The sequence below is a fragment of the Sporosarcina sp. FSL K6-6792 genome (assembly GCF_038004885.1).
In the GTDB taxonomy this organism is placed as follows: domain Bacteria; phylum Bacillota; class Bacilli; order Bacillales_A; family Planococcaceae; genus Sporosarcina; species Sporosarcina psychrophila.
This window is the reverse complement of record NZ_JBBOSA010000001.1, coordinates 788786-800061: the sequence shown is the minus strand read 5'-3', so window position 1 is coordinate 800061 and position 11276 is coordinate 788786. Positions and strand designations below refer to the sequence as shown.

At 37.3% G+C, this 11276-nt stretch carries 9 protein-coding genes; 8 read left to right on the top strand and 1 reads right to left on the bottom strand.

Going from position 1 to position 11276, the window contains the following annotated elements:
- Positions 1 to 37 precede the first annotated feature (37 nt).
- Complete coding sequence (speD, locus tag MKZ26_RS03995; protein ID WP_231885804.1) at positions 38 to 868, bottom strand: adenosylmethionine decarboxylase; 831 nt, start codon at positions 866 to 868, stop codon at positions 38 to 40.
- Between the two features lie 1264 nt (positions 869 to 2132).
- On the opposite strand from speD, the gene MKZ26_RS03990 reads away from it, so the two are divergent.
- The 8 genes from MKZ26_RS03990 to MKZ26_RS03955 all read left to right on the top strand — a co-directional run bounded on the left by MKZ26_RS03990 (position 2133) and on the right by MKZ26_RS03955 (position 11025).
- Positions 2133 to 3122, top strand: a complete 990-nt coding sequence (locus tag MKZ26_RS03990) for a YecA family protein (RefSeq protein WP_067208860.1) — start codon at positions 2133 to 2135, stop codon at positions 3120 to 3122.
- A 549-nt stretch (positions 3123 to 3671) separates the two neighbouring features.
- Positions 3672 to 4139: a GNAT family N-acetyltransferase gene (locus MKZ26_RS03985; RefSeq protein ID WP_340764557.1), complete on the top strand. Its 468-nt coding sequence runs from the start codon at positions 3672 to 3674 to the stop codon at positions 4137 to 4139.
- Positions 4140 to 4177: 38 nt separating this feature from the next.
- Positions 4178 to 5182: an asparaginase gene (locus tag MKZ26_RS03980; RefSeq protein WP_340764555.1), complete on the top strand. Its 1005-nt coding sequence runs from the start codon at positions 4178 to 4180 to the stop codon at positions 5180 to 5182.
- Positions 5183 to 5209: 27 nt separating this feature from the next.
- The gene (locus tag MKZ26_RS03975) at positions 5210 to 5899 is read left to right on the top strand and encodes a copper homeostasis protein CutC (RefSeq protein ID WP_340764553.1); all 690 of its coding nucleotides are present in this window, start codon (positions 5210 to 5212) and stop codon (positions 5897 to 5899) included.
- Between the two features lie 92 nt (positions 5900 to 5991).
- Entirely contained in the window at positions 5992 to 6744 is a 753-nt protein-coding gene (locus MKZ26_RS03970) for a hypothetical protein (RefSeq protein WP_340764552.1), read from the top strand.
- Positions 6745 to 7486: 742 nt separating this feature from the next.
- Positions 7487 to 9289 carry a glutamine--fructose-6-phosphate transaminase (isomerizing) gene (gene glmS / locus MKZ26_RS03965; RefSeq protein ID WP_340764551.1) on the top strand — a complete coding sequence of 601 codons (1803 nt, stop codon included), beginning with the start codon at positions 7487 to 7489 and terminating at the stop codon, positions 9287 to 9289.
- A 635-nt stretch (positions 9290 to 9924) separates the two neighbouring features.
- Positions 9925 to 10218, top strand: a complete 294-nt coding sequence (locus MKZ26_RS03960) for an RNA polymerase alpha subunit C-terminal domain-containing protein (protein ID WP_340764549.1) — start codon at positions 9925 to 9927, stop codon at positions 10216 to 10218.
- 174 nt (positions 10219 to 10392) lie between these two features.
- Positions 10393 to 11025: an FMN-binding negative transcriptional regulator gene (locus tag MKZ26_RS03955; RefSeq protein ID WP_340764547.1), complete on the top strand. Its 633-nt coding sequence runs from the start codon at positions 10393 to 10395 to the stop codon at positions 11023 to 11025.
- Positions 11026 to 11276: the final 251 nt, after the last annotated feature.

The following is an 11276-nucleotide window of genomic DNA, read 5'->3' as shown; positions in this document are numbered from 1 at the left end:
GCTTTATGTTGCAAAAGATGTGTCACGTAATCACCCCTCATTCATCTATATTAGAACCATTAAAAATTTCAGTCATCTCTTTTCGTAGCATGGTTGTGATTTCGAGCCTTTCATTAAGAGGTAGCTCCGAGACATCTGTATTGAACAAATAGTCCTGCAGGTTTATGTCTTTTATAAGTAGCTTTGTATGAAAGATATTGGATTGGTGGACATTTATATCTTTCCAATGGTATTTCAGCAATGTATTGCTGTCAATATAATCCCGAATGGACTCTATAGAATGATCTATATACAATTTTTCGCCTTCCATATTGCGTGTAAATCCACGCACTCGGTAATCAGTTGTAATAATGTCTGAGTCGAAACTCCCGATCAGATAATCAAGTGCATTCAACGGAGAAATTGTGCCGCACGTTGAAACATCAATATCGACTCGAAAAGTAGCGATAGAATTATCGGGATGATATTCCGGATATGTGTGAACAGTAACGTGACTTTTATCGAGGTGACCAACGACTGTTTTACGAGTTCCCAAAATGGTTCGTTCACCTTTATTACACGATTCATCAATCAATGCGATAGGAAAGGCTTCTTCCGAAATAAGAATGGTCACACTTGCACCTTGTGGATCATAATCCTGTTTACTGACATTCAAGACATGTGCCCCGATAATATCAGTCACTTCGTACAGGATACTGGTTAATCTATCGGAATTATATTGCTCATCAATATAAGCAATATATTCACTTTGCTCCCGCTCACTTTTCGCATAGCAAACATCATAGATGTTGAAGCTAAGAGTCTTTGTGAGGTTGTTAAAGCCATAAAGCTTCAGCTTATTTTCCAACCCTACCATCACGCCTTTCATGTAAAACAAATCTTATTATAAAGTATAACATTTCTTAGTCAATAGAATTTATTCTTCATAAATTAAAATAAAGAATCCCATTGAATTCGCTTCGGCGCTAGGGGATGCCTCTCGCCTTAAGCCAAGCAGCTTCGCGGCCAGTCTTAAGGCTTTTGCTACCCTTTGTAAGACGCCTGCGCTCGGTTGATATAGGTATATGCAGATAAAATATTTAGTAGGCATTCACTAGAGTTGCAGTAGAAAAAAAGTGGAACTACTTTAAAATATTATTAATTACTTGCGAAAAAATGCCCCTAATTAGTAGTAAGGAAACGACGACTAAATCAGTTACCTATACTATTAAAAGGAGCTTCATGAAAAGTGTAAACTAAAGTTTAATCTTTCGTCAATAGTTTTTAAATTCAGTGTTAGTTGACTATGGAAAAAATGGGGTGGAAAATAGGTTGAAGTAGTGCAAATAAAAATGAAAAATCAATATTTTTATGTTATATACTAATTTAAAATATTTATTTATTAATTAAGTTTATTCTTCTGGAAATAGGATGGTTTCAAAATGTGAGAAGATTATTTCCTGGGAAACTAATTTTGATTATTCTTAATACAAGGAACTCTTAACGAGAGTATGTGTATTTTAAAGAATAATTTGCGTTAGATAATTTATCTGACACGGTAAAAGATGGGAATAATATCTTTCATGGCTGTATTTTCAGAAAAATACAACATGTTAATAAAGTGTATCCATTCCGCTTGTAGTTCATACGCTATTGAGTGAGTATGAAACGGAGGGAATATTGCATGATAGATGTTGTGAATTTACAGGCGATTATTGAGGAGCATCGAAGACAAATAAAGCCTAGGAGAATGACAAGTGGAGAGAAGCGAGTTCTTTCACTGCAAAAAGAGGACAGACGACTTAACGGGCAAAAGCCCTGACAGTCGTTTTTTTGATTATTTTAAAGGACGTGTGTAGTAGTATAGATGAGTATCCATTGTTCTAATAATTATCTTCAAAACTGATTCTGATTAGGGAAGAGTTATAAATCCATACCTATATAAACTGAGCGAAGGAGCTTTACAAGGGGCAGTCGAAGCCCTAGCGTCGTAGCGAATTCAATAAGGTTCTTTATTTCTACATTTATAGTACCGTAAATACACACGTTGTAGATGAATACACCAAACTGGCAAACTAAAATGTACACTTATTATTTTTGTATAGTCATGTTACACTTAAATGTATTCTTAATTAGTTAAAGGACGTGTTTATGTGATTGGACGTAATGATCCATGCCTCTGTGGCAGTGGGAAAAAATATAAAAAATGTTGTGAATCGAAAGCGACATTTTCAATAGAAGAAGTGCAATCGGAAGAGCTTGAAAGAATTTTGCAAGCGTTTTATGAAGAGTATCCTGAAAAACGTGACCTAAATGAATTCTTGAGCTTGGTGAAAAAATGGAGTGAGCCACTTAAGGAATATTTAGTCGAGGAAATGATTGAAGCGATTGTCATGGATGAATTCTTTTTCCATCACAAACCGGACATTTGGACGAATTATATGAAGAAACAACAAAAGAAAATTATCCGTCCATCTGTAGTGAAAGTGTTAGAAACATGGTCTGATCCACGTATTTTCATTGGAGAAGTAGTAGCTGTAGATGATACATATATGTCCATTAAAAATATATTAGAAGACGAAACGATACGTTTACGACGTGAAAGTGAAAAGCCTGTTCCAGTAGGCGTCCATGTGTATTGCTTCATTTTACCGGATGGCTCATCCAAAGATAATCACTATTTGGCGATTTCAAGCTTGATTTTCTTCCCAACCGATTATACAAAAGCATTCGGGAGATTTGTGAAGCAATTTGAATCACAAGAAGAACAATCTGTTCCCTCATTTTTAAAAGAAAATGGAATTGCATTTTGGAAGCTACTTGGTGAGGATGGCTACGACGGAGGAGAATTTACAAACTTTGAAGCGGGTGTACTCCAAAAAGCAATAGAGTTTTTAGAGGAAAATGAACGTGAATCTGAGCAATTAATAGAAATAATAGAAGATTATTTAGTAGAACAGCAGCCGAACGCACGTAAAGAAGTAGCGATTGCAGCTGGAGCAATTCGATTTGGCCAAGAAAATGCCTTATTTGAACCTCTTACGATAACTGTGAAAGAGATTGCTGAATGGTTTGAAGTGTCTACCTCTTCATTGAATAAATATTATAATGATTTAAATGCGTATTATACTAGCAAAGACTGATCCATATTTTTATAAAGAACATCCTACTCATTTGAAAAAATGGAGTGGGATGTTCTTTTTTTATTTCATCAAAAAATGAATTGATTTGTATCTTAAACTCGTTATAGCAAGAGAATATGCTGACTCTTCACGGGTCGCATTGTCATTCAAAGTCTTGGAGAAAAACAAAAAATCATAAAAACTGTATGTAGTATGAAGAAGACAAAGAGAAATGGGAGGTGCCATTATAATAGGTAGATTCACATATTTGTTTTGTCATGAAGCACTGCAAAGGAGGAACTCCATAAATTTTGGAGTCTTTTTTAAGTGCTTATAAGTGTTAGGGTTTTCTTCCGAATGTTGGTAAATGGTAATCCTTTAATTGTAATGAATAAATTTAAGTTTGTTAGGGCAAGTGCTGATATAATGAAATTTAACTCTTTGGAATAATCGGTTCTCAGTAAACGCGGGAGGTGACGTAGTCATTTAAGTAATTGGTTATTACGTTAATGGAATACATAGAACTTCTTAACTGGAACGTACGTGCTTTTGTGGAAGGGAGTAGAATACATGAAACTACATTTTTATAATCATGCTTTTGCTAAACTCATAGAAAACTATACACTAAGTGGCGAACAGCTACGATTTACGGGAACCCCAAAAGATTCTATTGATCTCTCGAATGCAGAAGAGAATCGCTATTCGATTTTAGCGGTAGAAAATGAGCAACTTGTAACGTTCTTTAGCCTACATAAAGGTGAAGGGGTTAACCCTTTTTCTCCTAATGACGATGCTATATTAATTAGAAGCTTTTCAACGGATTTTCATCAGCAAGGTAAAGGTTATGGAAAGAAAGCATTGATGCTTATACCAGAATTTGTTAGAAGTAATTTTATTGGTATTGTTGAGATCGTACTAGCTGTAAATGTTAAAAATGAGATAGCTCAAGCCCTGTATAAAAAGTGTGGCTATATTGATGAAGGCGTTCGGAAGATGGGGAGGAGTGGTGAACTCATTGTGATGAGCTACCACCTGTAGGGAATTCTTTTATAACGAGCAAGTGGAGGGAATAAACAGTGGACCAACAAGTACTAGTGGAAGAATATCGTAATGACATTTTAGAGAACGTTCATATGGGTGTTATTTGTGGAATCAATGCAATTGGCGATATCCTTTATTCTGTTGGCAACGAAAATCATATGACATTTCTTCGTTCGGCGGCAAAACCATTTCAGGCGATTCCAGTTATTCAAAACGGAGTGGATGACAAGTTCGGACTTACATCCAAAGAAGCTACTTTATTTGCTGCTTCGCATCGTGGAGAAGACTATCACATCGAGGCGCTGGAATCGATTTTACAAAAGACCGGGATTGATGAAGAGCAATTTTATTGCTGTCCAACCTATCCGCTGAATGAAGAGCCAAAAGCGGACTATCATCGAAAGCACGGGAAGCAGCGAAAGCTTTACCATAACTGTTCAGGAAAGCATAGCGGTTTTATCGCTTTGGCAAAAGTGCTGGGATACGACATTGACGGTTATTGGAAGCTAGAACATCCCGTACAGCAGCAAAGCTTGGCCGCGATGGCTGATATGGCCAATTATTCGAAGAAAGATATTGGCATTGGAATTGATGGATGTGGATTCCCTGTGTATGCAATGCCGCTTCAGAACATTGCTCAAGCGTACCTGAAACTTGCTTGTCCAGATTTGATTCAGCAACGAGAAATGGGAGAAGCTGTCGTTAAAATTACTCGCTATATGAATGCACATCCGGAAATGATTGCGAGTCATGATTTCATTTGCTCTGTTTTATTGGCGGACCCAAATATCGTTGCTAAAGGTGGAGCTAAGGGCGTGTATGGTTTTGCACTTAAGAATGAGCGAATGGGCTTTGCATTAAAAGTAATGGATGGATCCGAGCTTGTGTGGCCAATCATTATTGCATCTATTTTGGAGCAGATCGGTTATGAAAACCATGAAACGATTGAGCGTTTGTATAAGTTAGCGCCAAAAGAAATTATAAATGATAATAATGTGATTGTCGGGGAAAGAAAAGTCGTATTTGATTTACAAAAATAAAATGCATTCATAGGAGGTGTAACCAAAATGATGTTAGAAATTATAGCTACAAGTTTGACGGATGCAATTGCTGCAGAACGAAGTGGTGCCGACCGATTGGAACTTTGCGTAGCTTTGACTGAAGGTGGCCTAACGCCAAGTTTGGGATTGGTGGAAGCAGTGGTTGCAGGTGTAAATATTCCAGTCCATGTAATCGTTCGGCCACATAGTCGAACTTTTCACTATGATGACAACGATTTAGCTGTAATGATAGCTGACATTCGCCAAATTAAACGTGCGGGAGCTACGGGAGTTGTTGTTGGAGTACTAACTGAAGAGCGTAAAGTGAATACGGATGCCCTCTCACGTTTGTTGGAGGAAACTGGAGAGATGAAAGTCACTTTTCACCGTGCATTTGATGAGATAGAAGATCAGCTGGAAGCTTTAGAAGTCATTGCTCGTTTCCCACAGATTCAGCGGATTTTGACTTCAGGGGGACAAGCTCCAGCGCCAGAAGCTGCTGAACAGCTGAAAAAGTTGGTGGACAAGTCTAAAGATACTTCTGTCCTAATTTTAGCAGGGAATGGTATGAACCCTGAAACGCTGTCTTCATTGGTGTCTGCAACAGGGCTAGAAGAAGTTCATTTTGGGTCGGCTGTTCGTGTTAACAGGAGCTTCATGTATCCGATTGATGGAGCGATTATTACAGCGATAAAAAGTGAACTTGAGCATAGTTGAATTTGGAGAAAAGTGAAATTATACCTACAAACATTGGGATTACGACAAATGAGATTATAGAAATAATAGTTGAAATAGGTTCGGAGGATCGAATGGAAAACAAAACCTTTATTGGAAATGTGAAATTACTACTACAAATGCATGCTGAAGGCTTGCTTGGCGGTGAAATAATGCCAGAGGATGCTCTGATTGGAATTGTTCCCAAAGATGATTTAATGAATGTACTGACATTAGGAATGGTTTTAAATTATCAAAGAAACTCATATAAATTATGGGAGTCGGTTGCACAAGCTTATTTGGATAAAAGTTCTCGTTGGATCTTTAATCCAAAAGTCGTATCTGAAAGTAATTTGGATGAATTACGTAGTATTTTGGTTTATTACCGAGTTGCTTTACAACCCAATCGCCACCCGGAAATTTGGCAACGTGTGTCTAAGGGAATAACTCAATCATCTCAAAGAGGTGACGTAATAGGATTGATTGAATCTGCTCAATTTGATATAGCCATCTTAAAAAGCATTATGGAAATCAATAGAAAGCCAGAATTTCCATATCTTTCTGGACCTAAGATTTTCAATTACTGGTTATATGCCATGGAAACGTATACGGGAGTTTGCTGGAGGTCTCGAGAATTGATTACAATAGCTCCTGATACGCATATTTTGAAAGCTAGCGTAAATTTAGGTCTATGTTCTTCTGAGGTATTAGAAGGTTCGTCGGATAATAGACAGGTAGTTGCTAAATCATGGGAAAAGGCGCTAATTGATAGTGAGTTATCTCCAATTGATGTTCATACCCCTTTATGGTTGTGGAGTCGTGCTGGTTTTCCACCTCTTTCAGTCTAATAACTTTGAAATGTTACACAAAAGCTAGCTATTAAAATGAATAGAATTATATGTTTGAGTAAGCAGTAACTGATAATAATAGTGTAGTTACGACTAGATAAGTAAGAGAACCGCTTGTGTTATTAGAATCAAATTATTCCCTTGTATGACATCGGGATAGCAGGATACTTTGATACAAAAGCTAATTAATCTTGACTGACTTTTTGTTCTTAAACCAATTGAATATAGGACGAGTAATCAGCCATTTAACGAATGTGACTGATTTTTTTGATTTCCCAAAACTGTTGTGATCTCACTATCATTCTGCATATATTAGTGAATAGGGGGATTAGAAAAAAATCTAGTCTTACTCTCTTTATTTATTGACAAAAAAACAGCAAGTTATGTAAGATGATAAAGTTGATTCATAGCTACTAGTACTAGATAAGCTATTGGTCACCGCGTGTAAAAGGAGTGAAAATCGTGCGTTAAATGTAAATCGGAAAACAGTTAAAGCGCCAGTGCTGAAGAAATCGGACGTTACTAATTTTCAGCAGACGAGGTGGAGGAGTATCGAACTTTCGGCGGAAGCCTCCCAATCGCAATTGCCCGGTTGTATTTTTTGCTAGTAAATCATTTGAGCAATCGGATGGACAAAGGAGCAAAAAGGCAAAATCATTCAAACAATATGTAAGGACACTTCGCTAATTCAGCTGAGGTGTAGTTAAGTATTGCTTATTTTGCAAATATCGGAGGAAAAAATATGTGTGGAATAGTAGGTTATATTGGTGATTTAGATGCGAAAGAAATTCTATTAAAGGGACTTGAAAGGCTAGAATATCGTGGGTATGATTCGGCGGGAATCGCACTCCGCAATGAAAAAGGTATTACTGTTATAAAAGAAAAAGGACGTATTACAGACCTACGTGCAGCAGTAGATTCAACAGTGTTAGCGTCAACTGGAATTGGTCAAACACGCTGGGCGACTCATGGCGTTCCAAATCAAACAAATGCACATCCACATCAAAGCACATCGAGTCGGTTTACACTTGTGCACAATGGTGTAATCGAGAATTATCATAACCTTCAAAAAGAGTATTTACAGGACGTTCAAATGATTTCTGACACGGATACGGAAATCATCGTACAACTTGTTGAAAAGTTTGTTAATGATGGTATGACTACTGAAACAGCTTTCCGTCACACGCTGTCTTTACTCCATGGTTCCTATGCAATCGCCATGTTAGATGCTGATGAGGCAGACACTATTTTTGTTGCCAAAAACAAGAGCCCATTATTAATAGGAGTTGGAGACAACTTCAATGTGGTTGCTTCTGATGCGATGGCGATGTTACAAGTAACAAACCAATACGTTGAACTACACGATCAAGAAGTTGTCATTGTTCGTAAACAAGCAATCGAACTGATGACATTGGATGGCGAAACTATTGACCGTGCACCTTTTACTGCAGAGCTCGATATGAGTGATATTGAGAAAGGCATGTACCCTCACTTTATGCTGAAAGAAATGGACGAACAGCCAGGTGTTATTCGTAAAATTCTTCAAGCATATGAAAACGAGCAAGGTGAACTTGCAATGGATGAGAATATTGTAAATGCGTTTAACGAAGCTGACCGTCTTTATATAATTGCAGCGGGCACAAGCTATCACGCTGGTCTAATCGGCAAGCACTATTTTGAAAAAATTGCTGGTATTCCGGTTGAAGTGCATATTTCAAGTGAATTTGGCTATAACATGCCACTTCTTTCGGAAAAACCGTTATTTCTTTTCATTACACAATCTGGAGAGACTGCGGACAGCCGTCAAGTATTGGTGAAAATAAAAGCGTTAGGCTACCCAAGTATTACGTTAACAAACGCTACAGGCTCCACACTTTCGCGTGAAGCGGATCATACATTACTGTTATACGCTGGTCCGGAAATTGCCGTAGCTTCGACAAAAGCATATACAGCTCAAGTAGCAGTTCTTGCAATCGCAGCTTATGTTGCAGCCAAAAAACGAGGGAAAACAGTAGAAATTGACTTGAAGAAAGAGCTTGCCATCACAGCGAATGCAATCCAAACACTTGTGGATTCAAAAGAGGAAATGGAGCAAATCGCACATGAATTTTTAGCTGTTTCTCGAAATGCTTTCTTCATCGGGCGGAACCTAGACTATTACGTTAGCTTAGAAGGTGCACTTAAAGTAAAAGAAATTTCCTACATTCAAGCAGAGGGCTTCGCAGGTGGGGAATTAAAACATGGGACGATTGCGCTGATTGAAGAGGGCACACCTGTGTTTGCAATTGTTACACAACAAGCAGTGAGTCTCAACACTCGTGGTAATGTTAAAGAAGTTGTCGCGCGCGGAGCGAATCCTTGCATACTGTCAATGGAAGGGTTGGAAGAAGAGAATGATCGTTTTGTTCTGCCCAAAGTGCATGCCTTACTTACACCTCTTGTTGCCGTTATCCCCTTGCAGCTAATTAGCTATTACGCTGCTCTTCATAGAGGATGCGACGTTGACAAACCTCGTAATTTAGCAAAATCAGTTACGGTGGAGTGAGGTTAGTTTCAGTATCAATTTTTTGATGTGATGTAGCTTTGAAATAAAGTTGTGGATTTAAAATAAAGTCGCGATGTTTGTAAAAAAATGCGACGTTTATAAAAAAGTTACGAAACACCCCTGTGGATTTTTATCCAAAGGGGTGTTTCGTTGTAAAAGGGCTTATTTAATGAAATAGTTGAGTGTAAACTGGATTTATAGAAATAAATGAAATGATATATGGAAGTTTGTTGAGGAATGTACTTAAACTCCTAGGAAAATAAAAAAACTCATATTATTGATAATAGTGCATAAATATACAAGGGGAGTTGAAACTGTACGGGTTCATTAAGGGAAATCTAAAGTAGAGAGCTTCATTCGTACTCGTTTAGCGCATATGGTGATCGCAATGAAGCTGTACTTCAAGACAGATTAAAGGTATGGAAATTTTTTCTTGGATGCGGAGATATGAATCATCCAAAATGGATAAGATGGTAAACAAAATCATTACGGAATTAATCAAGAAATAAGTTCGGAGTACACGAGTCTCTTTGAATGACTAATGGTTTCAGAACCTGGTATCATTCAATAAAAAGTATACTCGAAGTATTCTATAATTAAGGGAATATAGATTTTAAGGAAGGAGACATTTTACAATGGGAACTTCAAACAGGAGCTTACGAATATGTAGCAACGGACACAACTATTATAAAAGTAGTGATTGTCCAAGCTGTCCGATATGCGAGAAAGAACGTGAGCCGGACAAGGGATTTCTCTCAAAGCTCTCAGCACCTGCAAGGAGAGCGTTAGAGCATCACGGTATTGGAACGTTACAACAACTATCAATGTTTAGCGAAAAAGAAATTTTACAATTTCACGGTATTGGCCCAGCTTCTCTGCCTATACTTAGAAACTCTTTGGAGGAAATTGGATTAGTATTTAAACCTTAAAGACAGGATCGGTCTCCTTATTTTTGCGAAGGTACCAAAGCGAATTCAATGGGATTTATTGTATGAGTGTATCTAGGTCGGTACTACGTGTTTGAATTATGAAATCTGCATACCAATCATTTTCAATTAATGCGGCAATAAATGCCATTTTAGTAATCAAAGAGGAGGTTGATCATGTATATTCCCAAGTATTTTAAAGTTACAGACGTAGATGAAATTAAAGAATTTGTTCAAGAGAACTCATTTGGAACTATTGTTACAATAAAACAAAATAAACCAATTGCTAGTCATTTACCTTTGGCGCTAAATAAAAAAGGAGATGATTATTATATTACCGGGCACATGGCATATGGGAATCCACAATGGAGAACATTCCAAGGCTGTGATGATGTACTAGTTATGTTCCAGGGGCCACATGCTTATATTTCTTCTTCTTGGTACGGGCATGAAAATGTTCCAACATGGAATTATCAAGCCGTACATGTATATGGCATTGCGAGTATTTTGGATGAAGAGGAGTTAAAACAAGACCTAATAATGATGCTGCAAAAATACGAGAAACATCGTAAGAATCCGATTTTATGGGACAAACTATCTCCTCAGTTAGTAGAAAAAGAACTAAAAGGAATTGTTGGATTTAAGATTAAAGTACGAGAAATTCAAGCTGCCTATAAATTAAGTCAGAATCGTAATGAGGAGGATTATCTTAACATAGTTGATAAACTGCATGGGGAAGAAGAAACAAGTTCCCAACAAATGGCGAAGGTGATGAAAAAGAGAGTAGAGAATTACGGAGATTCTGATTAATACGTTAATAAATCCGATAATGGCGTGGAAAATCCTTTCCCTAAATGCCAAATAATGCTTACTTGAAAATCAAAAGGGTACTATTTGGCGTTTAGAATAAGAGGTTCACTAAATAGAAATACAAACAACAAATTGGAACTTCAAATTGGTATACTATCTTTTGGTCATGTCCTAACAAAATTTCTTTCGAGTAAAGCCCAATATAATATAGTTAAGTAGAATAATTCGCTTGTGAATATAAGTATATTCTT

What these genes read in the sequence shown, in the direction of transcription:
- MKZ26_RS03985 (WP_340764557.1), top strand. Translation starts at nt 3,672, where the DNA reads ATGAAACTACATTTTTATAATCATGCTTTTGCTAAACTCATAGAAAAC.
- speD (WP_231885804.1), bottom strand. Translation starts at nt 868, where the DNA reads ATGAAAGGCGTGATGGTAGGGTTGGAAAATAAGCTGAAGCTTTATGGC.
- MKZ26_RS03955 (WP_340764547.1), top strand. Translation starts at nt 10,393, where the DNA reads ATGTATATTCCCAAGTATTTTAAAGTTACAGACGTAGATGAAATTAAA.
- MKZ26_RS03975 (WP_340764553.1), top strand. Translation starts at nt 5,210, where the DNA reads ATGATGTTAGAAATTATAGCTACAAGTTTGACGGATGCAATTGCTGCA.
- glmS (WP_340764551.1), top strand. Translation starts at nt 7,487, where the DNA reads ATGTGTGGAATAGTAGGTTATATTGGTGATTTAGATGCGAAAGAAATT.
- MKZ26_RS03960 (WP_340764549.1), top strand. Translation starts at nt 9,925, where the DNA reads ATGGGAACTTCAAACAGGAGCTTACGAATATGTAGCAACGGACACAAC.
- MKZ26_RS03970 (WP_340764552.1), top strand. Translation starts at nt 5,992, where the DNA reads ATGGAAAACAAAACCTTTATTGGAAATGTGAAATTACTACTACAAATG.